Annotated in this window: 26 protein-coding genes and 1 pseudogene; 8 read left to right on the forward strand and 19 right to left on the reverse strand. The window is 47.6% G+C overall.

The window, feature by feature from the left end:
- Window positions 1-172: 172 nt before the first annotated feature.
- Window positions 173-514, reverse strand: coding sequence for a DUF1048 domain-containing protein (locus tag M1D70_RS16765; RefSeq protein ID WP_009592398.1), 342 nt, complete (start codon window positions 512-514; stop codon window positions 173-175).
- 69 nt (window positions 515-583) lie between these two features.
- The gene (locus M1D70_RS16770; RefSeq protein ID WP_009592394.1) at window positions 584-904 is read right to left on the reverse strand and encodes a PadR family transcriptional regulator; all 321 of its coding nucleotides are present in this window, start codon (window positions 902-904) and stop codon (window positions 584-586) included.
- Window positions 905-1,306: 402 nt separating this feature from the next.
- Here M1D70_RS16770 and M1D70_RS16775 point away from each other — a divergent pair, with 402 nt between their 5' ends.
- A complete protein-coding gene (locus M1D70_RS16775) occupies window positions 1,307-2,170 on the forward strand; it encodes a helix-turn-helix domain-containing protein (RefSeq protein ID WP_456287382.1) in 864 nt (287 codons plus the stop codon).
- A 101-nt stretch (window positions 2,171-2,271) separates the two neighbouring features.
- On the opposite strand, the gene M1D70_RS16780 is transcribed toward M1D70_RS16775, so the two are convergent.
- Window positions 2,272-3,705 carry a family 43 glycosylhydrolase gene (locus M1D70_RS16780; RefSeq protein ID WP_456287383.1) on the reverse strand — a complete coding sequence of 478 codons (1,434 nt, stop codon included), beginning with the start codon at window positions 3,703-3,705 and terminating at the stop codon, window positions 2,272-2,274.
- Between the two features lie 267 nt (window positions 3,706-3,972).
- Between M1D70_RS16780 and M1D70_RS16785 the strand changes: the two genes are divergently transcribed.
- On the forward strand, window positions 3,973-7,125 hold the full coding sequence (locus M1D70_RS16785; protein ID WP_456287384.1) for an ATP-binding protein: 3,153 nt from the start codon (window positions 3,973-3,975) through the stop codon (window positions 7,123-7,125).
- A 114-nt stretch (window positions 7,126-7,239) separates the two neighbouring features.
- Here the strand turns inward: M1D70_RS16785 and M1D70_RS16790 are convergent, their stop codons facing one another.
- Window positions 7,240-8,145, reverse strand: coding sequence for a LysR family transcriptional regulator (locus tag M1D70_RS16790; protein ID WP_090914512.1), 906 nt, complete (start codon window positions 8,143-8,145; stop codon window positions 7,240-7,242).
- A gap of 143 nt (window positions 8,146-8,288) precedes the next feature.
- Between M1D70_RS16790 and M1D70_RS16795 the strand changes: the two genes are divergently transcribed.
- The gene (locus M1D70_RS16795) at window positions 8,289-9,308 is read left to right on the forward strand and encodes an alpha/beta fold hydrolase (protein WP_456287385.1); all 1,020 of its coding nucleotides are present in this window, start codon (window positions 8,289-8,291) and stop codon (window positions 9,306-9,308) included.
- Between the two features lie 100 nt (window positions 9,309-9,408).
- On the opposite strand, the gene M1D70_RS16800 is transcribed toward M1D70_RS16795, so the two are convergent.
- From M1D70_RS16800 to M1D70_RS16850, 11 genes and pseudogenes are all read right to left on the reverse strand, one after another.
- The gene (locus M1D70_RS16800) at window positions 9,409-9,939 is read right to left on the reverse strand and encodes a GNAT family N-acetyltransferase (protein WP_456287386.1); all 531 of its coding nucleotides are present in this window, start codon (window positions 9,937-9,939) and stop codon (window positions 9,409-9,411) included.
- 80 nt (window positions 9,940-10,019) lie between these two features.
- Entirely contained in the window at window positions 10,020-10,808 is a 789-nt protein-coding gene (locus M1D70_RS16805) for a nucleotidyltransferase domain-containing protein (protein ID WP_009592400.1), read from the reverse strand.
- A gap of 179 nt (window positions 10,809-10,987) precedes the next feature.
- Window positions 10,988-11,257, reverse strand: coding sequence for a 30S ribosomal protein S14 (gene rpsN, locus M1D70_RS16810; RefSeq protein ID WP_456287387.1), 270 nt, complete (start codon window positions 11,255-11,257; stop codon window positions 10,988-10,990).
- 30 nt (window positions 11,258-11,287) lie between these two features.
- Window positions 11,288-12,415, reverse strand: coding sequence for a metal ABC transporter substrate-binding protein (locus tag M1D70_RS16815; protein ID WP_456287388.1), 1,128 nt, complete (start codon window positions 12,413-12,415; stop codon window positions 11,288-11,290).
- The gene (locus M1D70_RS16820) at window positions 12,402-13,268 is read right to left on the reverse strand and encodes a metal ABC transporter permease (RefSeq protein ID WP_456287389.1); all 867 of its coding nucleotides are present in this window, start codon (window positions 13,266-13,268) and stop codon (window positions 12,402-12,404) included. Before M1D70_RS16820 ends, M1D70_RS16815 begins: the two co-directional genes overlap by 14 nt.
- Window positions 13,214-13,921, reverse strand: a complete 708-nt coding sequence (locus M1D70_RS16825) for a metal ABC transporter ATP-binding protein (RefSeq protein ID WP_456287390.1) — start codon at window positions 13,919-13,921, stop codon at window positions 13,214-13,216. The genes M1D70_RS16820 and M1D70_RS16825 overlap by 55 nt, the downstream gene beginning before the upstream one ends.
- Window positions 13,922-14,031: 110 nt before the next feature.
- Complete coding sequence (locus M1D70_RS16830) at window positions 14,032-14,844, reverse strand: AAA family ATPase (protein ID WP_456287391.1); 813 nt, start codon at window positions 14,842-14,844, stop codon at window positions 14,032-14,034.
- An 80-nt stretch (window positions 14,845-14,924) separates the two neighbouring features.
- Window positions 14,925-15,173: a type B 50S ribosomal protein L31 gene (locus M1D70_RS16835; protein WP_036671819.1), complete on the reverse strand. Its 249-nt coding sequence runs from the start codon at window positions 15,171-15,173 to the stop codon at window positions 14,925-14,927.
- Window positions 15,174-15,373: 200 nt separating this feature from the next.
- A pseudogene (locus M1D70_RS16840) lies at window positions 15,374-15,478 on the reverse strand (imine reductase family protein); the annotation flags it as partial.
- Window positions 15,479-15,608: 130 nt separating this feature from the next.
- Window positions 15,609-16,127, reverse strand: a complete 519-nt coding sequence (locus M1D70_RS16845) for a GNAT family N-acetyltransferase (protein WP_456287392.1) — start codon at window positions 16,125-16,127, stop codon at window positions 15,609-15,611.
- 25 nt (window positions 16,128-16,152) lie between these two features.
- Window positions 16,153-16,605 carry a MarR family winged helix-turn-helix transcriptional regulator gene (locus M1D70_RS16850; RefSeq protein WP_456287393.1) on the reverse strand — a complete coding sequence of 151 codons (453 nt, stop codon included), beginning with the start codon at window positions 16,603-16,605 and terminating at the stop codon, window positions 16,153-16,155.
- Window positions 16,606-16,891: 286 nt separating this feature from the next.
- On the opposite strand from M1D70_RS16850, the gene M1D70_RS16855 reads away from it, so the two are divergent.
- Window positions 16,892-17,077 (forward strand): hypothetical protein, encoded by a 186-nt coding sequence (locus M1D70_RS16855; protein ID WP_456287394.1) that lies wholly within the window; start codon window positions 16,892-16,894, stop codon window positions 17,075-17,077.
- A 363-nt stretch (window positions 17,078-17,440) separates the two neighbouring features.
- On the opposite strand, the gene M1D70_RS16860 is transcribed toward M1D70_RS16855, so the two are convergent.
- Window positions 17,441-17,749 (reverse strand): hypothetical protein, encoded by a 309-nt coding sequence (locus tag M1D70_RS16860; protein ID WP_009591330.1) that lies wholly within the window; start codon window positions 17,747-17,749, stop codon window positions 17,441-17,443.
- A 238-nt stretch (window positions 17,750-17,987) separates the two neighbouring features.
- Between M1D70_RS16860 and M1D70_RS16865 the strand changes: the two genes are divergently transcribed.
- The 3 genes from M1D70_RS16865 (at window position 17,988) to M1D70_RS16875 (ending at window position 21,269) form a co-directional block, all read left to right on the forward strand.
- Complete coding sequence (locus M1D70_RS16865; RefSeq protein WP_456287395.1) at window positions 17,988-18,602, forward strand: response regulator transcription factor; 615 nt, start codon at window positions 17,988-17,990, stop codon at window positions 18,600-18,602.
- 44 nt (window positions 18,603-18,646) lie between these two features.
- Entirely contained in the window at window positions 18,647-19,729 is a 1,083-nt protein-coding gene (locus M1D70_RS16870; RefSeq protein ID WP_456287396.1) for a HAMP domain-containing sensor histidine kinase, read from the forward strand.
- An 82-nt stretch (window positions 19,730-19,811) separates the two neighbouring features.
- Entirely contained in the window at window positions 19,812-21,269 is a 1,458-nt protein-coding gene (locus M1D70_RS16875) for a serine hydrolase domain-containing protein (protein WP_456287397.1), read from the forward strand.
- Window positions 21,270-21,291: 22 nt separating this feature from the next.
- On the opposite strand, the gene M1D70_RS16880 is transcribed toward M1D70_RS16875, so the two are convergent.
- Window positions 21,292-22,521, reverse strand: coding sequence for a multidrug effflux MFS transporter (locus M1D70_RS16880; protein ID WP_456287399.1), 1,230 nt, complete (start codon window positions 22,519-22,521; stop codon window positions 21,292-21,294).
- 157 nt (window positions 22,522-22,678) lie between these two features.
- Window positions 22,679-23,728 (reverse strand): NAD(P)-dependent alcohol dehydrogenase, encoded by a 1,050-nt coding sequence (locus tag M1D70_RS16885; RefSeq protein ID WP_456287400.1) that lies wholly within the window; start codon window positions 23,726-23,728, stop codon window positions 22,679-22,681.
- Between the two features lie 259 nt (window positions 23,729-23,987).
- Between M1D70_RS16885 and M1D70_RS16890 the strand changes: the two genes are divergently transcribed.
- On the forward strand, window positions 23,988-24,536 hold the full coding sequence (locus M1D70_RS16890; RefSeq protein WP_456287401.1) for a TetR/AcrR family transcriptional regulator: 549 nt from the start codon (window positions 23,988-23,990) through the stop codon (window positions 24,534-24,536).
- A 230-nt stretch (window positions 24,537-24,766) separates the two neighbouring features.
- Here M1D70_RS16890 and M1D70_RS16895 read toward each other — a convergent pair whose 3' ends face one another.
- Window positions 24,767-25,543 carry an NAD-dependent epimerase/dehydratase family protein gene (locus M1D70_RS16895; RefSeq protein WP_456287402.1) on the reverse strand — a complete coding sequence of 259 codons (777 nt, stop codon included), beginning with the start codon at window positions 25,541-25,543 and terminating at the stop codon, window positions 24,767-24,769.
- Between the last annotated feature and the right edge of the window lie 95 nt (window positions 25,544-25,638).

The following is a 25,638-nucleotide window of genomic DNA, read 5'->3' on the forward strand; positions in this document are numbered from 1 at the left end:
CGCGCTTGAGAATTCCGAAAATTACGGTTAAGTGCCTTGAGTGCTACAACGCAACTAGTTAGTCTGACTGATAATCTGTATCACTTACTACTGGGCTAAAAATATAACTGAATAGCGAAGGTGGCAATTCACACGTGTAACCAGCTAATCAGTCGGTATTATTGTAATGAATTTATTTCTTACCCAATCGTTTCATGATGCTCTGATTCAAATCTTCACGATACTTCGCGACATAGGTTTTAGCGTTAGCAACCAGCTCGTCGGCAAAGGATGCCACGTCATCCCCAGTGATCTCCAGCACTGGTCTGCCTTCCGCCGCACCGGCTTCGAACAATTCGATTAATTCATACTGCATATGCAGCATATCCATCCCGTTGCCTGAGGAGAAATTCCACATGTAATTTTGAATCTTCTTAAATACATACTGGTAGTCTTCCGGCAGGGCTTCAACGCGTGCCATCATCATCTTGTACTCTTTTTTATCGCCGATCATTTTTTTGAATATTTCCATCATGTTATTGTTCCTCCTTTTTTATAAAGCCGAACCCGACACTCCATTTATCGGACGGAATATCTTATGAAGCTACGTCGACTTCAAGACGTTGATTTTTGATGATACAAAATCCCACTTTTCCCAAAACAACTCAAGTTCCTGGCGGCCCGCTTCATTAAGCGTGTAAAACTTGCGGGGCGGTCCCATGTCTGACGGTTTTTTTTCGATGTTCACCAGTTTCTTCTTCTCTAATCGCACGAGAATGGTGTAGACCGTCCCTTCCACGACTTCGGTAAATCCAAGATCGTTCAATCGGCGGGTAATCTCATAGCCATAGGTTTCATGGCGGCTGATGATTTCAAGCACGCAGCCCTCCAGCGAACCCTTCAGCATTTCAGTTAAATTTTCCATGTTCAAAGCCTCCTCTTTTTCGTCCCTCCTCTATTTAGTCTGACCAATATTCAGTACAACATAGTACTAAGGGATGTTTTACCTAACAGCTTTTATAAATCGAACTATTTAGTATTACTTACTACAGGTACATTGTATTACAGAGTAGATGGAGTGTCAACTGTTTTACTAAAATTATTCTCCACATTCCGCGGCTCGGTAATTAGTGTGACATATTACCGGTATATCGTAACACAAAGTAGCTGGTTTATCAACTTGATTGGCTTTTTCCTTGTAAAGCAGGATCAACCTGACGCTTCCCCAATTATTCACACTAGTCCTCCAACCTTGATTTTAAATACTTTAAATAGCATGATAAGGACAATCAGGTCACTGCAAGCCATGCTTTTGGAGGGAGTCCGAATGAGAAGGTTTCATTTGAATTGGTTTACGAACGATGAGCAATTTAAGTTCTTTATTCAATACGGCCGACATGAGGAGGATATGTATGTGCATCGCCATGCCGATTTCTCCGAACTCGTTATCGTTTTGCACGGGAATGCCACCCATATCGTCAACACAGAGGAATCGTTTATTAAGAAAGGGGACGTCTTTGTCATTAACGGCACAACCTCCCATGGATATAAGGATCCGCATGAGTTTCGGATTTGCAACATCATGTATAGGCCCGAAATGCTGGAATCGGCAGGTCCTGAGTTCAAAAGATCGAACGGGTATCAGGCGCTTTTCGTTCTTGAACCGTATTACCGCAGTATCAACCATGCCTTGAGCAAGATGAGCCTGCCGATCTCAAGTCTGGATTACGTATCCTCCGTTGTTGACTTCATGATTGAGGAATACGCGAACAAGCTGCAGGGCTACCAGACCATCCTGCGGTCGCGATTTATGGAGCTCGTCGTCCAGCTGTCACGGCAGTATGAAAAGCAAGAGCGTCAAGGAGCCCAAAGTAATTTGATGCATTTGGCCAAAGCCATTTCCTTTATGGAGGATCACTATTTGCAGCCCATTTCCCGTGACGAAATTGCGGCCAAATCCAATATATCCGTCAGGCATTTGAATCGGATATTCCAATCCTATTACCAGACAACGCCTTTCGCCTATCTCCTGCAGCTCCGCTTGGAGCATGCATGCAGGCTGTTAAAGACGACTAACCTGCCGATATCGGACATTTCTTATCAGAGCGGATTCAATGACAGCAATTATTTTACCCGTCAGTTCTCGAAGATCTTTGGGCAGTCTCCAAAAGCATACCGAACAAATAGGTAAAGTGCTTCCCACGCGCGGCATACAGGTTCTTTCTCCACACGCGCCGCCTCGCCAATGGAAGAAGCGACGCACCTATGGATTAAAGGCACGTCGCTTCATATTTACAGCTTCTGATAGATAAAGTTTCTAAACGTAACCTCGCCGGAACCTTTCGCCCAAAGAGCGATTCGCAATGCAAGAAATCCGCCCAATGTGTTATGATGCCAGCCTGAGGTTTCGAATGAATGCTCAAATTTATTCCATACCGATCCATCCGCACTGTAATAGAAGACGACTTCATGCTCGTTATTTTCAAGCCGAACGATGACACGCCGATGCGGAAAAGGCTTTGATGGCGTCTCCCAGCCGCGAATAATCCCATAAAGCCCCTCTTGGGATATGCCGAATCCGCTATACGTCGATCCATTATAGAACAATAATAACTGGGCTTCCGATTCTTCGGAGAGCTCAATCTCCACCTGCGCCGCATAAGAATGGTCTTCCGGCATCATAACCAGGGGCGCCACCTCGGGAGCAGCTTGGATCGTTATCGCTTGCTTCTGCAGAGTATATTGAATATCATTGCTGGATTGATACCAGCTCCACGGATACCCCAGCCCGCCGGACGCTTCTTGAAATTCACCGTAAGTCATGCCATGCGGAACGGCATCTCCCGGCGGTTTTGGAATAGGCTCATCTGTCTTGCAATGAAGCGGGACGCGGAACCATCCGTCCTCCGTCCATTCCAGCGGTTCGAGCAGCGTTTGCCTGCCGAGTGTGTAGTATCCTTTTTCGTACGCATGATAAACGATCCACCAGCCGCCGTCCGGGGTGTCAACCAAGGAACCGTGCCCTTTGGAGCACCATCGTTCATTCCGGCTTTGCGTTCGGATAATCGGATTGTGGGGGGAGTGTTCATATGGCCCCCATGGCTCCTTGGATCGCGCAGAAGCGACCATATGGCTGGTCGAAGGCCCCGAGGTACCTCCTTGCGCCACGGTAAGATAGAAATATCCGTTATGAAACGTTAGCTTGGGAGACTCCATAAAGTTTCCTTCCACGACCCATTCCTTCGGAAACGCCCAGCCGTCGTACACTTTGCGCGGAGTGCCCACAGCCGACAAACCGTCCTCAGCCAGTTCTACCATATAACCATCGCTAAAAAACAAATACCGGTTTCCATTGGAATCCGCGACATGTCCCGGGTCAATTCCTTGCACCCCCACCTTTTGCGGATCGCTCCAAGGTCCGTGTGGATGCATCGCCGTCAGCACCATGATCTCTTCATTGATGGGAGCATAGATATAAAACCGGTCTTTGTAGTACGTCAAATCAGGCGCCCAAATATCGCCGGCATAATCGGTTAACGCTTTGGCGATGGGTTCCCAGTTCACCAAGTCTTCAGAGTGCCAAATCAATAATCCCGGCGCAAACTTAAAGCTGGAGTGCGTCATATAATAATCGTTTCCGACTCTGACCACGCTAGGATCCGCATAATCACCGGCCAAAATCGGGTTTCTATAAGTGCCGTTCCCCAAATCTCCTCTTGCTTGCATGATCAAACTCCTCACATTCCATGATGTTATGAACTGTCCAATCTACAATTATAAGGAGATCGAAATGACCGGACCTTGATTATTCTGTCATGGATTAGCATGATTGAGACATTGCTAGCCGCGAGAGCTCTTCCGAGTTCATTCACACCAATCATTTTCGGCAAAGGATATAAGTCCAAGTCCTTATCAACCTAACATTAAGTGCTGTACGGCTATCCTATTTTTGCGTATATTGAAAGGTAAGACTTTTAAAAAGGAACGTGAACGGTGACAACCATACCCGCTAAGAACCACAAACGATTTCAAATTATCAAAATACTCCCGCATTTTGCGGCATTTGTCGTTTTTTTGAGCATGCTGCTGGGGATCCGTTGGCTCTGGCTTGAAACCTATGCCCCTCCTGCAGATCAACCGAAAGTCTCCAATGGCATACTCGATTTGAGAGGCTGGGATCTGTTGGGCTCAAAATCCATCAACTTGGACGGAGAGTGGCAGTTCTACGCCGACATCCTGGCTAAAGAGCAGGAAATGGAGCCTTCTCATGAGTTTTCCTACGTAAATGTACCTGGGGACTGGAATAATGATCGTACGAATAAGGCAAACACTTCGTTTGGCAGCGGAACGTACCGGCTTCGCATATTGCTGGATCGCCCGCTTTCGGCCCCTATTTCGTTCTGGATCCAGGAGATTCAATCCGCGGCTACCGTGGACATCAACGGCGAAACGGTAGCTTCCATGGGAAGGACGGGCGAGCCCGGCCAAGCCTCCTATCTGCCGAACCGTACCTCTTTCGTTGTCGATTATGTTCCCGACCGGGACGCTAGAGAGCTCGATCTGATCATACGCGTGGCGAATTATGAGCATCCTTACCTAGGCGGAATCGCAAAGCCGATCAAGCTGGGATCGCACCAGGCAATCCAGGATGAGCACGGCGTTTCCGTTGATCTTCAGCTGATTATGTTTGTCGTCCTGATGCTGCACGGACTGTACGCCTTCATTCTATACATATTCAATCCGCGGGAAAGGTCGCTGCTCGATTTTTTCCTGCTGCTAGTATCGGCCGCTTTAACCGTCGTAACATCCCACGACAGTCTCCTGTTGAAATGGGTGCCTTTAAACTATGAATGGGAGGTCAAAGCAACCTTTCTCTCCTATTCGTGGCTGTCGTATTTCATATGGAAGCTGAGCCGCACCTTTACCGACCGGAAACGTAACGTATGGTTTATCACATTCAGCACGCTTCTGGCTCTATATACGGTCGTGGTCTTTGCCGCTCCTGTGTCTTGGGTTCACTGGCTCGTAGAATACCGGGTGTTCGGCGCCTTTTACCTGCTGCCGATGCTGCTGTCGCTGTTCCTGTTTACCCGAATGGTCTTTAACAGCCAGGATGATTCCATATTCCTGTTGCTGTCGGCCAGCGGCGTGCTGGCAAGCGCCCTATGGGGAGCGCTTAATAAATATTGGGAGCTCCCAGCCGTGTATTATCCGGTTGACGTGCTCGCGGCCATCATCGGATTTTCGGCCTATTGGTTTAAGCGATACTTCCGCAACCTTCATCAAATCAGCAAACTCAACGATAAGTTGAAGCACGCGGATCAAATGAAGGACCGGTTCTTGGCCAACACGTCTCACGAGCTGCGCACGCCGCTGCACGGAATCTTGAATATCGCCATAAGCCTTGCTGAACGGGAGAAAGAAACCCTCGGCAAACAGAGCAGCGAGGATTTGAACCTGTTGATTACGGTCAGCCGTCGAATGTCGCATTTATTAAATGATCTGCTGGATGCCGTCCGTCTTCAGGAGAAGCAAATTCAGCTGCAGCCGAGCCGGGTTTCCCTGGTTTCCGTCGTGAACGGGGTATTCGATATCGTAAAATTTATGACGGACGGCGCGCCCGTTCAGTTCAAGATGAATATCCCCGAAACCCTTCCTGCCGTACAGGCGGATGAAAAACGACTCGTTCAAATTTTGCTCAATCTGATTCACAACGCCATCAAATACACGGAGAAGGGCTCCGTTACCGTCTCCGCCTCTACCAAGGGCAGTAAAATGACGATCACGGTAACGGATACCGGGATCGGGATGGACCCTCAAACGCTAAACCGTATTTTTCTTCCGTACGAACAGGGGAATCAAGGGTTAAATGACGCGAAGGGGATCGGCCTAGGGCTTAGCATCAGCAAGGAGCTCGTTGAGCTGCATGACGGCCAGCTGACGGTCGAATCGGAATTAGGGAAAGGAACGACTTTTGCATTCACACTCCCGCTTGCGGACACAAACGCAGAGTATTCTGCTTCGCAGCAGGTTCCCGTACCCGTTGTAGACACAGCTGTATACAATGAAATCGCGGCCAGCTGGGACGTCGCAACAGAAGGTACCCCTATGCAGGTACCAACGAAGTTATGGTCGAAAGAGCATCCCGTCCGTATCCTGGCCGTGGATGACGATCCTGTAAACCTGCGCATCCTTGCCGGCATTCTTTCGGCAGAGCCGTACAACCTGAATGTCGTTGCCTCGGCTGCCGAAGCGCTTGAGCTTCTCGGCTCGCAGCCGTGGGATCTCCTCATAGCGGATGTCATGATGCCGGAGATGTCCGGCTACGAGCTCACCCGCACCGTAAGGGAGCGCTTTAACTCCTCGGAGCTGCCCGTACTGCTGCTGACGGCTCGAGGCGAATCGGCCGATGTGTATGCCGGCTTCCAATCCGGCGCAAATGATTATGTGACGAAGCCGGTTGATCCTGTAGAATTGAGATACCGCATCCATTCCCTGATCACGCTGAAGCATACGGTGGATGATCGTCTGCGCATGGAAGCAGCCTATTTGCAGGCACAGATCCACCCTCACTTTTTGTTCAACACCTTGAATTCGATTATGGCGCTTAGCGAATTGGACATCGATCGCATGCGAAGCCTTGGCGAGGCTTTCAGCTCCTATCTGCAGATCAGCTTCCATTATCGGAATCAGGATCGGCTGGTACCGCTGCAGCAGGAGCTTGAGCTTATCCAAGCCTATTTATACGTAGAGAAGGAACGGTACGGGGAACGCCTGAACGTAATCTGGGAAGTTGATTGGGATCTCAACGTCCTCATCCCGCCGCTGGCGATCCAGCCATTATTGGAGAATGCGGTTCGGCACGGCATTATGAAGAGGGCCAGTGGCGGCACGATACGGATCAGAATTGCGATGCAAGAGGACATTATCGTCGTTGAAGTGACGGATAACGGGCTTGGGATGGAACCCGACCAGGTTGCCCAACTCCTGAATGCACCCGACCATCGAACAGGCGGCATCGGTCTCTACAACACGAATCGTCGTCTGCTCCAAACCTTTGGCAGCGGGCTGGTCATCAAGAGCACGATGAATCAAGGCACTACGGTTTCTTTTCAAATTCCGGTGCAGCTCCCATTACATTCTTAATTAAAAGAAATCCCAACTCAACATGTTGGGATTTTTTTGTAATAAAGTGGGTGGGTACAATTAAAGGTGAAGAGTGGCCTCCTACCGGCGCAGAGGACATTCCTCACCTTTTTCCTATGACCTATTATCCTCCTCTGAAGCAAGAAGTTCCCTTGCCGCTTCTATGAACGACATCATGATGGGTGAAAGCCACTTGTCCTTATGCCACAGCATTTGTGTATACACGTGCAAATCCGGAATTTGCCATGGAAGGGCAACCAGTTCGCCTCGTTCAACTTCGGCTTCCGCTACGATTTCAGGAAGAAAGGCAATGCCGATTCCCGAAATGGCACATTGTTTAATGGCTTCGGCACTTTGAAACTCTAAATACGTAATACTGTCAATGCCCTCTTTTTCAAAGGACCGGTCAAACATGGTTCGATAGGGACAACCCTTTTCATTCGTCAAGAACACTTCTTCGTGAAAATCTTCGAGCCGCAGCACAGTCCGTTTTGCGAGCGGGTGGTCTGGAGCGGCGAATAAGCGGAACGTTTCTTCCAGCAAGGGTTCCACGGCAAGTCCGCTTGAGCGAATGGGTTCGTCCAGCATAAAGACGACGTCCGCGCTTCCTTCAAAGAGTGTTTGTTTGAGCTCTTGATTGGGAACGGAGCGGAAGATGAGACGCACGCCCGGATGGCGCGAACGAAATAACTGAAACACAGCCGGAAGCCGATAGGCGCAAATCACCTCATTGGCACTTATCGTTAGGGTGCCGCTTAGAACTTCGTTGTCATGAACGACGGTTTTAGCTTCTTCCAATTGGTCAAGAACACTCTGGACATGTGTTAAAAAGCGTTTACCCGCCGTTGTGAGTACGAGCTGCTTGCCCAAACGGTCAAACAGGCGAACCCCCAGCTCATCCTCCAATGCCTTCATTTGCATCGTGACGTTGGAAGGGACGTAGCTCAGCACTTCCGCAGCACGACTGAAATTTAATGTGGACGCCACCGTGCGGAACGTAATCAGTTGGCGTAATTCCATATACGATGCCCCTCTTACTTTCAATTTTATTGAATACTGTTTTGAATTCTATTCACTTTTATTGAGAGTACCATGACCCTATACTGAGTACAAGAACGACAATCTAAATATATGGATTCATTTTGAAGGGAGCAAACGATAGGATGGATTATGAAATTTTTGATTTGGGTGACGTAACCTTGCAATCCGGAGTGACGTTACCGGATGCTTTTCTTGCTTATAAGACATATGGACGATTAAATGAGAAGAAAGATAATGTCATCGTCTATCCAACTGCTTTTGGAGACCAGCATATACAGAATGAATGGTTGATTGGAGACGGAATGGCATTGGATCCGCGAGAATATTTCATCATCGTTCCAAACCTGTTGGGTAACGGATTATCTTCCTCCCCCAGCAACACGCCTCCCCCATTCGACCGGGCTCAATTTCCGCAGGTAACCATCTATGATAACGTTATATTTCAGCATCGGCTGGTGACCGAAAAATTCGGCATTCACAAGATCGCTCTTGTCGTTGGGTGGTCCATGGGAGGCATTCAAGCATTCCAATGGGGTGCAAGTTATCCCGACATGGTGGAGCGAATCGCCCCTTTTGCCGGCGTTGCCAAGACTTGGCCCCAAACATACGTGGTCCTGGAAGGAATGAAAGCTCCGCTCATGGCTGCAGTCGGCTTCGATTCGAGCAAACTAAACAAGTTGACTACAGAAGACATGCGCGCCGTCGGTCGCGTCTATGCTGGGTGGGGCGTATCGCAGGCGTTTTATAGGGAGGAACTTTATCGTGAGATGGGTTTTGACTCTTTGGCAGATTTTATGGCAGGCGTCTGGGAAGACAGCTTTATGAAGATGGATCCGCACAATGTCCTGGCCATGTTATGGACAGGTCAACATGCAGACATAAGTGCGAACCCCTCCTATGACGGAGATTTCGATAAAGCGCTCAAAAGCATTTCGGCGCTTGCCTGCATCATGCCGGGTAGCACGGATCTCTTCTGCCCGGCGGACGACAATGAATACGAGGCTAATCTTATACCTCATGCTCTATTTAAGCCCATTGAGTCGATCTGGGGTCATTTTGCCGGACGCGGAATCAACAGCGCCGATAATCAATTTATAGATGATAACTTAAAACGCTTGTTAGCGCTTCGTACTAACGAATAGAACATCAATAGCTGAGGTCACCAGAGCTTGCTGGTCGACCTCTTTTTATCCATCGCCCTGGAGTCCGGATATGATGGGTAAAATCCTCAATGCATAAAGTCTATAAGAATATCCAAAATCGTCTTACAACGTTCCCATTCTCCTCCACATACTCCGACTCAAACTGACCACCATTCTTCAAAATCGTTTTTTCCGATGCCAAATTTCCTTTATCACAAACCAGCAGCACTTTGTTTAGTCCCATATCTCTCGTGATTTCAAGGGTTAATGCTAAGAGTACGGAAGCATAGCCCTTTCTTCTTTCCGACGGACGTATTCCGTAACCGATATGCCCGCCGCTATTCAAGAGTTTTTCATTAAGTCTGTGTCTAATATTGACTGCACCCATTACTTTTTTTGAATAGCTGTCGATAAGCCAGTACGTAGAATGAGGGACAAAGCTCTTGTTCTGTAGCTTCTCTTCTGTATCTTCCGCATATAAAAATTCGATCATGGTATCAAAATCAGAAGGATCTTTCCTCACTACCCACGGGGTAATATCCTGTTCATCCGACATCCAATCTTCGTAAAAAGACAGATACTCCCTCTTATATGCAGCTGTAGGTTTCACCAACTCAACGGAGTTCGACATTACACCATATCCCATCTGTTAAATTTTATATATAGTACTCCTAGTAAAATGAATTTACCTTTATTGTCGTCCGACCTTTTTTATTGAGATTTGGCTGAATAGACATGGTCAAGAAACTTGATAGAGATACGTTCTGCTTCCGTTTTGGTTACAATTTCCGATGCCTGGCGTAAGCTTTGGTACAACGCTATCGTATTCTTTAAAGCCTGGTAGCAGCTATCAAAGTTGTGGAGGGAAATCGTTCCTTTCAGCTCCTCTAATTCCTGGACACCGTATTTCTCTAATTTTCGAACCCCTCGCGGTTGCTGGCCGTTACGCATGAGAATGAGCGGCCCCAAGACGGCGCTTCGCATAAATGTTAAAAGATCTATTACTTCAAACCATTCGCCTCTCCCTAATTTAGTTGCACCGTAATGAACCCATACCCAAAAGCGGTCTTCAATCCATTGCGGATCAGGGTTAGGAAAAGACATCGTCGTTTTGTTCAGTATCGTTGTAATGTCAGAACCTCTCTCCCATAGAATTCTCGGATCTTCGATTCGAGATTCGAGTTCTTGCGGGTGTACAAATTTGAGGTCGACATGAAGCGGATCGGGGCCGTATAGGCAAATAACCAAACGAGGCTCACCAACATGCTCCCCCGTGAATGCCGACAGCAGGTTACCCAGCCCTTCAGCAATTTGAAGCCGTTGTTCCATGATCTCACTTCGGAATTCATTACGATAAACCACAATTAAATCTAAATCACTGTACTCATCCATCGCGCCGTACACCATAGAACCGCCTGCGAGCAAACCAGCAAATCGTTGATCTTGGCGAAAATACGCTATTGCCTGTTCAATGAATCGTTCATGTACGGGTAACCTCATACAAAACACTCCTTAAATGATGACCCATAAAATGGGTATTATTAAAAAGTAACATTGAAGCAATACGCGTGTCAATCAAATGAAATCCAAGCTGCGAATATATGAAAAAAGCCGCAGTTTATGCGGCTTATCCATGTTTATCTGTTCTTGTCGTCCAACAATAGCAGTTGACAAGGTAGTTACCAGCTGGACTTCGTTATACCAGGAATTTGCCCCTTATGGGCCAACTCCCGAAAAACAATGCGAGAAACGCCAAATTTACTGATATAACCTCTTGGCCTGCCGCTGACCGCGCAGCGATGATGAAGCCTGGTCGCGGAGGAGTCGCGGGGCAGTTTTTGGAGAGCTCCGTAGTCCCTCTTCTCTTTCAGTTCCTTACGCCTCTGCGCGTATTTAGCAACCATCTGTTGTCTTTTCAGTTCTTTCAAGACTTTCGATTTTTTCGCCACTTGGAACACACCTCCCTTTCCTATTCGCGATTATTCATTCAATGCCTTTGTTAAAGCGTCGAGGTTTTGACGCATAATGGCAATGTAATCAAGGTTATCCGCGATATCTTCCTCGGTTAATCCTTCGATTGGATTAAGTACGGAAGTCGAAGCGCCGATCTCAGAGGCTATCGTCTCTGCAACGTTTGACGACACAAGCGTTTCAAAGAATATCGTTTTTACATTGTGCTCCTTGGCAAATTCGATCACTTCAGCCATTTGAGCAGCCGAGGGCTCTTGGTCCGGAGATAAGCCTGCAATCGGCACTTGAGTCAAACCGTATTCTCTGGCTAGATACCCGAACGCAGCATGCTGCGTAATGAAGTCTTTTCGTTTGGCATTTTTCAGTCCGTCTCGAAACTCCTTGTCCAATGCCTCCAGTTTACTAACATAAGCATCTGCGTTTGCTTTGAATGCCTCTTGATGTTCCGGAGCTGCTTCGGCCAAACCTGCCTCGATGTTGCGCACTTGTTTGACAGCCATGGCCGGCGAGAGCCATACATGCGGATCCAGTCCACCGTGGTCATGGTGATGCCCCTCTTCCTCTTGATCATGGGCATGCTCATCATGGCTGTGATCGCCCTCTTCAGCATGATCATGGGCATGATCATCGTGGCTGTGATCGCCCTCTTCAGCATGATCATGGGCATGATCATCGTGGCCGTGATCCCCCTCTTCACCATGATCATGAGAATGACCGGTACCTTCCATGATCTCTATTCCCTTACTGGCCTCAATTGCCGATACCCCGGTGCTCTCCAGAACCTGATCGACCCAGCCTTCCATGCCGGCGCCATTATACACCAGCACATCGGCATCGGAAATCCCCGCCATGTCCTGGGGTGTCGGCTCCCAATCATGCGCTTCAATTCCTGGAGGAACTAAATTCTCCACATCTGCCAGATCGCCCGCTACCTGTCTAGTAAATTCATACATGGGATAGAAGCTGGTTTTAACTTTCAGCTTTGTAGCTTCCGTTGTGGAAGCATCAGACGTCTGGTTACTGGCGGAAGACCCGTTTCCATCATGAGAAACCGTCGGTTTACCCGAGCCGCAGCCTGCAATAGCCAATACTGCGGATAGGGATAGTAGGGTTAATACTCGCTTAAATCTCTTCATAATTCTTATGACTCCTATTTCTATTTATTTTTTGTATCAATCTTCGATTTTGTAACCGAAGCAATTTTTGAAAGATTACGGCCATGATTAGAAATCCTAATAGAATCAGGGCAATGGTACCTCCTGGCGGCGTATTGAGATAGTATGAAGCAGCAAGGCCCGAAAAAACACCGCTCAGCCCAACAACGACGGCGATCCCCATGGCTGCTAAAAAACCTGTTGCCATCCGCAGTGCGATCGAGGCCGGCAGCACAATTAACGCCGAAACCAACAACACGCCGACTACCGGCATTGCGGCGGCAACCGTCATTCCCGTAAACACGGCGAATAAAAAAGACAGGAGAGAGACACGCATACCGGATACCGCAGCGGTCTCCTCATCAAAAGCAAAGTTATAAAGCGGCCGGCGCAAACCAACAAAAAAGATGATCCCTACTGCTGCTACCACCGCAATAAGCCGAAGCTGCGTATCGCTAACCGCAACAATCGACCCGAACAAATAGGAGCTGAAGCTCTTGCTCAGATTTTGATTCAAGCTCATCAGGACCACCGACAGAGCAAGCCCGGACGTCATAATTATGGCAACCGGAACCTCGGTGTATGTACGATACGCTCTCCTAAGCTGTTCAATCACAAGTGCCCCGACAATAGCCATTGCAAAACCGCTGAGTGCGGGATTCAGTTTCAAAAAAGAACCCAATGCGACTCCCGCCAAGGATACATGAGAGAGTGTGTCCGCCATGAGAACCTGGCGCCTGAGCATTAAAAACACGCCCAGAACGGGACCGATCACGCCGATCAGGCCTCCTGCCCAAAACGCGCGCTGCATGAATTCGTAACCGAGCATCGCCATCCCTCATTCTCCTTTCGCTCCAACTGGACGACCTGGTCCAGATATGGACCGATTTCATCAAGCGAATGGGTAACCATAATGACCGTGTTGCCTTTGTCCTTGACATAATCGTTTAATAGTCGGTACAGATCCGTACGACTCGACACATCCATCCCTGTCGTAGGCTCGTCAAGGATCAATACCTGCGGCTGCTGGGCCAATGCTCTGGCAACGCATATTCGCTGCTTCTGCCCTCCCGATAACTCGCCGATCCTCCGATGACGATATTCCCACATCCCCACTTCCTTCAGGCTTCGCTCAACGATCTCATAATCTACGGATGTGAAACGCTTGAACAATCCGAGTCGTCCGTAACGGCCCGATCGTACAAGCTCAATCACTTTACTGGGAAAGCCTGCGTTGAACGAGGTCACTTGCTGCGGAACATATCCGACAGATATCCTGGATCCGTCCTCCAATACTCGCTTGAAAACGATGGACCCGCTCCAGGGCTTTATCAAACCAAGCATCAATTTCAGCAAAGTTGATTTTGCGGCGCCATTTGGACCGGATATACCGATGAATTGTCCGCTATGAATGTCGAGCGACAAATTCTCAACGACAGCTTGATCCCCGTATCCAAACATAACGTCGCGCATGGAAGACAATAACATTTCCCCATCTCTTCCTTCCTTGTGACAGAAAAACTGTTTTATTCAGCATGAAACCCGGTGTATCCTATTGCAATCCCTTTTCCAACCCGGCAGCAGGACAGCCATCCCCCTTAAAGCTTCGCCAGATCAGGTTTATATTCATCATAGGAATCTTTTATATGGCTTTTCAGCAGCGGTTGCCGTTCAATAATGGCTTTTCGCTTTGCTTTCAATACTATTTGCTCCATGTCGGCAAAGCTGCACCCTGCAAGCAGGTCACATGCCCCCGTCAACGCTGACGCCTCACACCGGAAATCTCCGAGAAGAATTTCGATATAATGCTGCCTTCTGCCAAAGTCCGGCAGGGAATACGTCATCTTAGTATCGAACCTGCGCCATATTGCCTGGTCCAATTCCTTCTCCAAATTGGTGGCCGCCATCATGATGCTCTTGTCCCCAAAATCATCCAAACACTGCAGCAATGTATTAACAGCACGGGCCATCTCCTTCACTTCATCGTTGCTGTCCCTCGTCCTGGCAATGGCATCGAACTCATCAAGGAAAAGAACGCAGGGAAATGTGTCTGCATAATCGAAGATTTTGCGAATATTGCTCCCCGTTTCGCCCAGATGACTATGAATGATAGCATCCAGACGAGCCAGGACGAGTGGAAGCTCCAGTAGGCTGGCCATATAAAAGGCCGTTAAGGTTTTTCCTGTTCCCGGAGGACCGTACATGACGATCTTGTTAGGAATCGGTACGTGATGCTCCTCGAATTCCTCCCTCATCCCTAAAATGGCTATAAACTCATCCACAATTCTCTGATTGAAATCCGGCAATATCAGGTGCCTCGCTTTTTTGCCGCACTCCTTAGGTGAATACACGGTTGCCATATCGATCCCTTTGGCACGCGGAATACGCTGGCTTGCATTGCTTTTGCTCATGATCAACTGCTGCTCCTTCACTGCATAAATCGAGTATCATGGCGTGACCGTTCTTTTTCTGATTCGGTACGTTATCCTCTCTACCGTTTATAACTTAATCGTTTCTTGAACTTATCGACACGCCCGCCGATTTCGGTATTTTTCTGCTTGCCCGTGAAGAAAGGGTGTGAAGCCGAACTGGAATCTACGCGAATCACGGGATAGGTATGACCGTCTTCCCACTCCATCGTTTCTGTCGAAGTCTTCGTGGAGGCACTAAGAAATGAAAAGCCAACGCTCGCGTCTAGGAATATGACTTTTTGAAATGTTGGATGTATCCCTTTTTGCATGGTAATGTTCTCTTCTTTCCGAGCCAATCGACTCTGTATTATTTTTATTCGTAATCCTTACGATTAACGTCATGGATGAATATTAAAATATAAAATCAATTCTGTCAACTCTCGGCTCAATACTGAAAAAACCGTTTCGTTACTCTTGGGCATAAACAAAAAACCGCATACCACGAATGGAATGCGGTCGGACTATGCGATTATGAAGGCTTTTTAAACATTTCAATTAAGCTGGTGAAGCTATCGTCGGCATGACCATTGGCAACCCCACGCATGAAAACTTCAAGAACAGCGGCGGGCAGAGAAGCGTTAGACGAAGGATGATCTATTCGTTGGAGGCGATCGATTCCACTCAGTCACATTGTAGTCCTGATTATAAGAACACTGACCCTCGCCCTGCCCATGAGTCCTAAGTTCGATCCGCTGTGCTTCCTATTATTTGAGTGCTTGGGTCATGATAAGATCGATTTGCTCTTCATCCCCCATATAGAAAGTATGGGTCCCCGTCTGAACAAACCCCATTTTATTATAAAAGGTAATGGCATTCTCATTTTTTTCCCAAACCCCTAGCCAGATCTTCCTTAGATTCCGTTCCAACGCGATCTCTACGGCTTTATTCATTAGATATTTGCCAAGCCCCTGTTTATGAAAGCTTTGCTTGATATAGATCCGCTCGATCTCTAGGCAATCATCGCCCATTGCTTCGGACTGAGCATGATGGGTGTTTATTTTTAAATATCCTGCAATTTCCCCATTAGCGTAAATAAAATAGAAATCCGAAAAGATATTCGATAATTCTTTTTCCAATTGATTCAAATGGAAAGCTCTATCTAAGTAGGCTTTCATATTTTCAGGCGAATTTTGATCCTTAAAAGTCTCGTTAAATGTTTTAATGCTTATTTCTTGAAGCAAGCCCAGATCTTCAATCGTGCACTTTTCTATAGTTGTGGTCACTTTGCTTCGTCCTCCTTTGAATACATCAATAGTGTCGCTTGTTACCCTTTTTAACAAACTCCCAGTCTTTTTCCACATTGTGTCGGACTCTTTGGATAAACTCAAACATGACTTCTACTTCACTTGCAGAGAATCCGGATAGTGCAACCAAATTGGAATAATCGTTCTCCCTTTTTATTAAAGGATACACATTGCTCCCTTTCTCCGTTGGAAACAGTTTTTTGATTTTTTTGTTATATTGATCTTCTCTTCTATCAATAAACCCATTCATCTCAAGCTTCTTTATAGCCCGAGCCGTTGTTGTTCGGTCGACCTTTATCATTTCAGATAACTTTTCTTGAATAATTCCTGGGTGTTCACATATTCGCACGAGGTACAAATACTGTCCTTTTGTCAGGTCGTATTGCTTAAACTCAATATTGCTTATCGAATCCAATGACCTGGCGATCATACCAATCTCACGGAGAACGTCCTTCATATCTGCAACTCCACTCTTCTCGAATTTATTCTAATGAAGCAGTAAGAAAATAGTACACTATTTTTGTTGCATTTACAACAATAATAAGCGCTCGTAGATCCTCATCAAACATCAAGCCCTACGGGATAACCATCAACCAAAGATAAGGCAAACAAATGGAACGATCATATGGTTATATTCTCCTGTAATGACCGGCCGTCAGAAATCATCGGGTTGCCGTTACTTTACATGTTCTGGCATAACTTCCTGGTCGAAAAACAAATACTATTCATGAAGGAGGGTCATCATGGTTAACATCAACAGCTGGCTTGGACAACTGGCTCACAATTATTTGCTGATTGTCATTGCTGCCATCGTCTTTTTGGGCATCAAATCCATTCTCGGTGTATTAACTTACAGACATTACAATAAAGAACTGCGGCACTTACACCAAAAAGTAGATCTCCTGGTAAAAAAGTTCCACAAAAAATGAGGGACGGCGTGCAGAGTCCATGATATGAAGCAAGCCACCCTTCCTCCACTGCATTCTCTTACCGCCCCTCTCTTTCAGCCCTTCCCTATCCGCTTGGGCATCGCCGTTGCCCGCTTGCGTTTGCTTTAACGGCCGCCATCTACTTGGTGGATTGGGGCAAAAATTCGCGGATAGTCCGCAGGCATCGCATCCTACACCAAACCATCCTGCACCCATTTAAAATGGACTTCGCAAAAAAAGCGCCGATGGGCTCGGTAAGATCTCTAACCAAGCTCATCAGCGCTTTTTATTTTGCTTTCTAATCCCGACAGCCTAACATATCTAATAATAAGATCTTACGAAGCTCTTACAGGATCCATTCGGTTACCCTTCTACGATATCCGCCCGCAAATCAGTTGCAATTTCGATCATGAGAGGCACAAGGTCTTGATGGGAAACGGCGACATACAGCTCTCCCATGTAGTGCCTGAATGGAATCAAGGCTTCCCCATGTTTCCACATAAAGAAATCGCCCTCTACCGACATGGTGCTCTCTTCCCCTCTCACAGTGAGCTCCGTCTGATAAATAAAATCAGCTTTGGTTGAAAAATATAGTTGGCATTCTTCCAATGAAATCTCCTGATCGCCAGCGTTGGGTTGCATGGATCTCGTGATCCGAAAACGTTGATTCATGATTGATCCTCCAAAATAAAATAACGTGTACCATCGATTACTTTCCTTGTTCATCCCTTCTCTAACGGTGGTGGTGTCGAAGCGCCACCGACTCAGCCAATACTATTCATACCACGATTGGTGAACCTCGTCTACTCTGCCTTAGACTTTTCATGCCGTTCAATTAAAATCCGATTGGTATGCGAAAATTTCTTTGATATGCTGAAATTAAACACATGAAACTGGAGATGAAGCATGTATGCATAAGATACTAATCGTGGACGATGAGGCGGATCTTCGAAAGCTGCTGACTGATTACTTTGAAATTAATGGATATTTTGTCATGACGGCCAAGAACAGCCGGGAAGCTATGCAAAAAGTGGAACAAGGACCCGATATCGTGTTGCTCGATATCAACATGCCTGAGGAGAACGGCCTTGAAATATGCGAAAGAATTAGAGGTTTTGTTTCGTGCCCTATCTTATTTTTGACCGCTCGAATCGAAGATGCCGATAAAATAGCCGGCTTTCGGGCAGGAGGCGATGACTATATCCTGAAACCTTTCAGTATTCGCGAGCTTGGCGCCAGGGTGGAAGCGCATTTGCGAAGGGAACAGCGAATCCTAACCAAAGCCTCGGTGAGGTTTAACCTTGATTTGGTCATTAATTATACGGCCCGGGAGCTTTATTTCCAGGATATACGAATCCCTTTGGCCAAAAAAGAGTTCGACATTATCGAATTGCTGTCCATGAATCCCGGCATGGTATTCGAGAAGGAGCGAATGTACGAGAAAATTTGGGGCCTGGACGAAGAAGGCGATAGCAGCGTCATCGCGGAGCATATTCGGCGAATTCGCAACAAATTCAAGGAATAAGGCAGCACCGATCGAATCGAGACGGTGTGGGGAGTAGGATACAAATGGCTAAACTCGTAAATAGGCTGCTGCTAGAAAGACTTAATTTGCTGCAATCGTTCATCCTGTTATGCATTCTCACGCTCTTGGCCGTACTGGCCATGATCACCTTGGAATTTGCCTGGGCGGAGATCCTGCGGGAGCGTTTTGGAGAGCCCGATTGGTTGCTGCCCTCCCTCGTCGCGGCGGTGCTGTTGACGGTAGCCGCAGGAATTGTCGCCATGGCCGTTCTATTTTACAGTTGGAAGCTAAAACGACCGCTGACGATTCTAATGCAAGCATCCAAGAAGATCTCGGCCAACGATCTAAGCTTCAGTATCTCCTATGGCAGCCGGGACGAGATGGGCGAGCTGATCGCCGTATTTGAAAACATGCGCTCACAATTGGAAATCAATTTAAAGTCGCTCTGGCGTTCGGTCGAGGAGCGCAAGCAGCTCAATGCAATTTTTGCCCATGATCTGAGGACGCCACTGTCTGTGCTGAAAGGATACGCCGAGTTTCTCGCCACCTATGTTCCCGAGAAGAAATTGTCGGAAGAGAAGATTCTGGATCTGATCCATACCATGAACCTTCACATCGTTCGCTTGGAGAACTATGCGGAGGCCATGAGCTCGATTCAGAAGCTGGAGGATACCCCGGTGCATCGCGATCCCGTGAATATCATCCCTTTCACGGCTTTGTTGAACGACAGCGCCAAACAAATAGCTAGTCAATTCGGCATTAACTTTGCCTCTTCCATTGATAACGCTGATTGTGAAATCAGCCTGGATGCTAATGTCGTCATGCAGGTATTCGAGAACCTGGTAGCCAATGCGGCGCGTTACGCAACCAGTCAGGTGAACGCTCGTTTTATCATTCGGGAAGCCTCTATGGATATTGCCGTCACGGACGACGGACCCGGTTTCTCGAACGAAGCCCTAGACAAGGCAGCTCTTCCTTTTTACCGCGGGGATATGTGGGATGCAACCGAACATCGCGGACTAGGATTGTATGTTTGCAAGGTGCTTTGCGAAATACATGGCGGGAGCTTGCAGGTCGAAAACGGACCTCAAGGCGGCGGGTGCGTTACCGCAAGTTTTGGATCATAGTTGATAAATAGTTGAAAATTATCCGATAGCATATCCTTATCTTGAATGAAGGAGTGCTATGATGGCGAAAACAATACAAAGAATGTTTACCGTAATTACCTGCCTGCTGCTATCTTGGACCGTGATGGCGGAGTCCGTATCTGCATGGGAGGTCCAAGACCGCACGGAACTTTGGCGGGACATTGACGAATACATGAGCCGGAGCATGAAGGCCAACCATATCGAAGGTGCGTCCTTGTCGATTTCCTTAAACGATAAGACCTTCTATGCCAAAGGTTATGGTACGTTTGGTGAAAACCAAAGCATAACGGACGAAACCCCTCTACCCATTGCTTCGCTTAGCAAGTCCTTTACCGCATTAGCCGTACTGCAGTTGGTGGATAAAGGCCGGATTGATCTGGATGAGGCTTACCTTTCCTATTTTCCCGAACTGACGCCACAGGATCCCCGAGTTCATGACATAACGGTCCGGCATTTATTGAATCAAACCAGCGGCCTGACGGATGGAACCAATCCCGATATGACGAGGACTCCGCAATTCCAAGCACTGCAAGAGGCGAACCGGTTATTAAACGAGGTTGAACTCGCCCATAAACCTGGAACAACTTACAGCTACCACAATCCCAATTACGTGCTGTTGGCGAACCTCGTGGAAAGCATCAGTGGAGAGCGATTTTCGGATTACCTGAATCGTCATATTTTTAAACCCCTGGGTATGAACCATACCTACAGTGTCAGCACGACACATCAAATCAATGAGAATGAAGCTATCCCGCCGGGTCATTACTCGATTCTGGGCCGCTCCGTGAGTCGCTCGGAGCCGCTGTGGTTTATTGACGGTCCCGCAGGGATCGTTTCAACCGCGGAAGACATGTCCAGGTGGATGATTGCCCAATATAGCGGCAACCTTCTTCCCCCGGCGCTGATGAATCAATTTCATTCAGCCGGAGAAGCTTCGCCGTACGGCATGGGTTGGCTCGCAGACCATGATCCATCGCGCGGCCGAACGATCTCCCACAGCGGCATTTTCTGGACGTACAAATCGGAAGAAACGGTTTATTTGGACGAGCAGATGGGGATCGCGGTGATGTTTAATTCGGGATTGAACGCATTTGTGAATTACTCGGGAATCATCGATGGGGTCGCGGCTATGATGAGGGGAGAACAGCCCAATATCTCTTTTCTTAACGATCGAAACATGTCTATGATCATGATGGCGTTGATTCTCGCAACGCTTGTATGGGGCGCCTATGCTTCTATTCGTATTCGTCGGAAGAAAAAACGCCTTACGATCGGCATGTTCATTCTCATAACGGTCATTAGGCTGATTCCGGTCCTCATCCTCTTGTCTCTCCCCCCATTGCTGACGTTTATCGGCGGAGGGCGCGTGCTGCCATGGTCCGGTCTTTGGACTACCCTATCGTCACCGATCATCTGGCTTGTTGTATGGTCGCTTGTCAATCTCGTGCATGTGGCTTGCTATTATAACGTCTATGCTCGTTACGTTAAGAATAGCCAATCCATGGCTAACAACCCATAATGCCACAAGCTCAACACATCATTCACATGCTGGATTCAGAGCTGGTTTCACCGCCGGTTAATCTTTGTCCCCCTTGAATCAGGATGAGATAGGCGGCAATAGATAACACACTGGTGGAAAAGATGACAACTCCAAAAGGAATCGCGGAATTTTCGCCCGCCATTCCCACAAGCGGAGACGTAACGGCGCCTAATGCGAATTGTAAGGAGCCGAGCACGGCGGAAGCGCTGCCTGCAATATGCCCCTGCGACTCCATGGCTAACGTAAAGGAGATCGGCCCAATGATCCCAATGGAAAAAGCGAATAAGAAGATCGAGATAAACATGGCAGACAATGCTCCATGTACCAATACGACGAACAAGACCGCTGCAGAAGATATGAATGCAATGATTAATCCGATCCTGAATAGCCGGTTTTCCGGTACCCGGCCTGCAAACAATTTAACGAATTGTGATCCCGCAATGATCGCAAGGCCATTCAACGCAAAGAGGATCGAGAACATTTGTGGCGACACGCCGTACATGTTCTGATAAATAAACGGGGTACCCGCCACATAAGCGAAGACGCCTGCGAACAGTATGCCGTTAACTAGTGCATATCCCATAAACGACCGCTCCCGGAACAAGCTGTTATAATTTTTTATCAACGTGCTGAAACTGCTTGGAACTCGCTGCTGTACAGGTAAGCTTTCCTTTAACCCTCCTAAGGTTATCGCGGTCAGTGCTATGCCTAGCGCCCCCAAGAACAGAAATACGCTTCCCCATGAGCTGTATGACATGACCGCGCTTCCGAGCGTTGGCGAAATTAACGGTGCCACATTGCTGATCATCGTTAAGAGCGCGATAAACTTCGTCATTTCTACGCCGCGAAACCGATCGCGGACAATAGCTCGCGAAATCACGAGTCCGGCCGACGCCGCAACCCCTTGAATGAATCTTAAACATATGAACCACTCAATGCTTGGCGCAAAAGCGCATCCAATCGAGGAAAAGATGTACAAGATCATGGAGGTCAGCAAAGGCGGACGTCTTCCATACATGTCGCTTAAAGGCCCCATAATCAACTGTCCCAATCCTAATCCTAACAGGCTGGTGGTTAAACTCGCTTGAACCGCGGCTGCGCTTGTTCCAAAAAATACAGCGATTTGCGGAAGCGATGCCAGGTACATATCGACCGTAAACGGCCCCAATGCCGAAAATGTCGCCAAGATTAGGGCAAAACCGAGAGAACTTTGTTGAGCTTTATATTTCATTTCTCTAACTCCTATGACTGATGAGATATTTTCTTATAAGATAACGTATCTGCTTAAGACAATTGCGCAGGTAACCGTTCGTTCGACCGGTTCCTCATTTAACTAAAGGGCACACCACTCGGCGTGCCCTTCATGATTCAAAGGATGCAATGAATTCTTATTCGTTCTCCATCGTGCTGATATCAATGACAAATCGATACCGGACGTCCGAAGCCAGCACGCGTTCCCAAGCCTCATCAATCCGATTTGCGGAAATGACCTCGATCTCAGGCGTTATGTGGTGTTCAGCGCAGAAATCCAGCATTTCCTGCGTTTCTCGAATGCCGCCGATTGCCGATCCAGCAAACGACCGACGATGCGGGATTAGAGAAAATACTTGAACAGGCAATGCCTCCGGCGGTGCACCGACGTTGACCAAGGTACCGTCCACTGCCAGCAGCGAGAGATAAGCATTCAAATCAATCTTCGCGCTCACCGTATTCACGATGAGATCAAACGTGACGGCCAACTTGTTAAATGTCTCTGGATCGTTGGTAGCATAATAATGGTCTGCGCCTAACTTCAAACCGTCTTCTTTCTTCTTCAAGGTCTGTGATAAAACCGTGACTTCGGCTCCCATGGCATGAGCCAGCTTTACAGCCATGTGGCCGAGCCCGCCAAATCCAACAACTGCGATCTTCTTGCCAGGAGCGGCACCCCAATGGCGAAGCGGCGAGTAGGTTGTGATTCCGGCACATAAGAGCGGTGCAGCGGCATCAAGAGCAATGCCGTCAGGAATGCGTACGACGAAATCCTCCGTTACGACGATATGGGAGGAATAGCCTCCTTGTGTATACTGACCATATCTGTCGGTAGCTGCGTAAGTACCCGTATGTCCATTCAGACAATATTGCTCCTCTCCTCTGCGGCAGCTCTCGCACTCTCCGCAGGAATCAACCATGCAGCCGACGCCTACTCGGTCACCAACCGTATACTTTGTGACATCCGAGCCAACCCGGGCGACAATGCCGGCGATTTCATGTCCCGGTACGAGAGGATATTGGACCGGCCCCCAATCTCCGCGAGCGGTATGGATATCCGAGTGGCAAATTCCTGCATATTTGATTTCAATGAGCACATCATGCGGCTTAAGATCCCTGCGCTCAATTGTTGTTAGTTGGAACGGACCTTGCGGACCGAATACAGCACGTGCATTAGCATTCATCATGTATAACCTCCAGGTAGTATCAATTTTCTCAACTAGTCTCTTTTAGAAAATAGTCGAGTTGGCGTAAAATAGGGAATTCCTTAGCCGACCCAATCCACGAAAAGCGAATAAACAAATTAAGTTGTTTAATCAACTCATGTCTATTATTATAGGAGATAGAAGTTGAAGTTCAATGGTTAAATCAGCGCGATTTGTTGAGATATCAACAAGATCATCAAAAGTGTTCATTATGTTGGTAAGGTCAGGAGGATAATACAAGATGGCAAAAGTGGATCGTAGAATCCTAAAAACGCAGGAAGCCTTAAGAAAAGCCGTCATTGAATTGATGGCCGAAAAAAACTTCGATGACATAACCATTCAAGACATCGCAGACCAGGCAAATTTGAATCGCGGCACGATTTATTTGCATTATCAAGACAAGTATGATTTATTGAATCAAATCATGGAGGCGCACATTCAGGAATTAAAAGAGATGGATACATGGGCGTGTGAAATGGAATGGGCGGATGCTCTCGTACCGTATTTCGAATATTTTGAAAAGAATTATGTGCTTTTTTCAACCATGTTAGCGTCCAAAGGCGCCCCTTCCTCTTTCAGAACGCGGCTGCTTACGTCTTTCATGGAAGGATTCAAAGGTGAGATCGACAACCAGAGCGGAAAAAATGCGGAATTACACGAAGATGTGATGCTGCAATATGCCGGGACTGCTTATGTCGGGGTCATTGAATGGTGGATCCGAAATGGAATGCCCTACTCGCCGCAAGTCATGGCCAAACAAGTGGGTACTTTGTTAGATAGAAGCCTTTAATCGGCGTACGTGCCGCCGGGGCAGCTGATCAAGTAATCGAAACGTACGTCAAGTGGGAATGACACGAACGATAATCCTGAAAAATAAAAAAAGCCGCATTATTAACGCGACTTTCAGAAGACAAGCCTCTCATCGTTCATCCTATCCTCATGGCTTTGTACGCATGCAAATCTCTATCAGGCATCACCAATCTACGGAAACGCAGGTTTACAGGCCCTTCATCGAAGCTGTTATTGTTGCTGGCCTCCCTGATAGACCGTCTCGTCCTGACGTACTTTGCTTCCCGCCGCCTTGGCTAACTCAAGCAGCTTTGCCGCGTCGTCCTGAGGTTTGTATCCGATTAATCCTTCCAGATAATCGATGTTATAATAGTTATCCGTATTGGCGGAGGTGCCGTACAAGTTCAAATACGGTAGTTTGTCATCTGCTTCAATGCAGCAAACGATCAGTTGAAGCATATCGCGTTCCGATATCCAGATATGCCCCGCACGCTCTGAATGAGGTCGATCGTCTCCGGGGAAGTTGCCGATTCGAATATTAATGGAAGAGATTTTGCCCTGATCGGAATAAAGCCGCCCCAGCAATTCGATATAGCATTTGCTGAGTCCGTAAAAGCTATCCGGGCGGTACGGATCGTCCGGCTCTACCTTTTCGTAAACCTTGTAATAACCGGTCGCATGATTGGAGCTGGCAAATATCATACGGCGAACGCCATTCTGCACTGCTGCCTCAAACAACTTGTACGCGCCGGTCACATTTCCTTCCAGTACCTTACCGAGGAAATCCCCGTTGTCCTTAATCCAGGCAAAATGGAGCACCGTATCAACTCCTTGCGTAAGCTCTGCCAGCCGCGCCTCGTCCACGATGTCCAGCTGCACGATACCCTGCCTATCGTCCGCCTCTATATCCGCACCGATGATGTCATACCGGCTGTCTTTTTGCAGCCCCATGTAGATTACGTTCCCTATGGTGCCTGCCGCTCCGGTTATCAATAGTTTGCGTTTCATTCGTTTCAAGCCCCTTTCCCACTGATCGTCACGTTTTTGCTGTGCTGTTAGTTATTACCCGTTGGGAGAGGGATGTATACGATAATGTTTTGGGT

The organism is Paenibacillus sp. AK002 (assembly GCF_053903045.1).

Coding starts and splice junctions, on each gene's coding strand:
- M1D70_RS16885 (WP_456287400.1), bottom strand. CDS start 23,728: ATGATGAATGCTAATGCACGTGCTGTATTCGGTCCGCAAGGTCCGTTC.
- M1D70_RS16825 (WP_456287390.1), bottom strand. CDS start 13,921: ATGTTATTGTCTTCCATGCGCGACGTTATGTTTGGATACGGGGATCAA.
- M1D70_RS16805 (WP_009592400.1), bottom strand. CDS start 10,808: ATGAGGTTACCCGTACATGAACGATTCATTGAACAGGCAATAGCGTAT.
- M1D70_RS16850 (WP_456287393.1), bottom strand. CDS start 16,605: ATGAAGGACGTTCTCCGTGAGATTGGTATGATCGCCAGGTCATTGGAT.
- M1D70_RS16815 (WP_456287388.1), bottom strand. CDS start 12,415: ATGAAGAGATTTAAGCGAGTATTAACCCTACTATCCCTATCCGCAGTA.
- M1D70_RS16880 (WP_456287399.1), bottom strand. CDS start 22,521: ATGAAATATAAAGCTCAACAAAGTTCTCTCGGTTTTGCCCTAATCTTG.
- M1D70_RS16795 (WP_456287385.1), top strand. CDS start 8,289: ATGGATTATGAAATTTTTGATTTGGGTGACGTAACCTTGCAATCCGGA.
- M1D70_RS16875 (WP_456287397.1), top strand. CDS start 19,812: ATGTTTACCGTAATTACCTGCCTGCTGCTATCTTGGACCGTGATGGCG.
- M1D70_RS16770 (WP_009592394.1), bottom strand. CDS start 904: ATGGAAAATTTAACTGAAATGCTGAAGGGTTCGCTGGAGGGCTGCGTG.
- M1D70_RS16775 (WP_456287382.1), top strand. CDS start 1,307: ATGAGAAGGTTTCATTTGAATTGGTTTACGAACGATGAGCAATTTAAG.
- M1D70_RS16890 (WP_456287401.1), top strand. CDS start 23,988: ATGGCAAAAGTGGATCGTAGAATCCTAAAAACGCAGGAAGCCTTAAGA.
- M1D70_RS16860 (WP_009591330.1), bottom strand. CDS start 17,749: ATGAATCAACGTTTTCGGATCACGAGATCCATGCAACCCAACGCTGGC.
- M1D70_RS16800 (WP_456287386.1), bottom strand. CDS start 9,939: ATGTCGAACTCCGTTGAGTTGGTGAAACCTACAGCTGCATATAAGAGG.
- M1D70_RS16765 (WP_009592398.1), bottom strand. CDS start 514: ATGATGGAAATATTCAAAAAAATGATCGGCGATAAAAAAGAGTACAAG.
- M1D70_RS16820 (WP_456287389.1), bottom strand. CDS start 13,268: ATGGCGATGCTCGGTTACGAATTCATGCAGCGCGCGTTTTGGGCAGGA.
- M1D70_RS16870 (WP_456287396.1), top strand. CDS start 18,647: ATGGCTAAACTCGTAAATAGGCTGCTGCTAGAAAGACTTAATTTGCTG.
- M1D70_RS16830 (WP_456287391.1), bottom strand. CDS start 14,844: ATGAGCAAAAGCAATGCAAGCCAGCGTATTCCGCGTGCCAAAGGGATC.
- M1D70_RS16855 (WP_456287394.1), top strand. CDS start 16,892: ATGGTTAACATCAACAGCTGGCTTGGACAACTGGCTCACAATTATTTG.
- M1D70_RS16895 (WP_456287402.1), bottom strand. CDS start 25,543: ATGAAACGCAAACTATTGATAACCGGAGCGGCAGGCACCATAGGGAAC.
- M1D70_RS16790 (WP_090914512.1), bottom strand. CDS start 8,145: ATGGAATTACGCCAACTGATTACGTTCCGCACGGTGGCGTCCACATTA.
- M1D70_RS16865 (WP_456287395.1), top strand. CDS start 17,988: ATGCATAAGATACTAATCGTGGACGATGAGGCGGATCTTCGAAAGCTG.
- M1D70_RS16835 (WP_036671819.1), bottom strand. CDS start 15,173: ATGCAAAAAGGGATACATCCAACATTTCAAAAAGTCATATTCCTAGAC.
- M1D70_RS16780 (WP_456287383.1), bottom strand. CDS start 3,705: ATGCAAGCAAGAGGAGATTTGGGGAACGGCACTTATAGAAACCCGATT.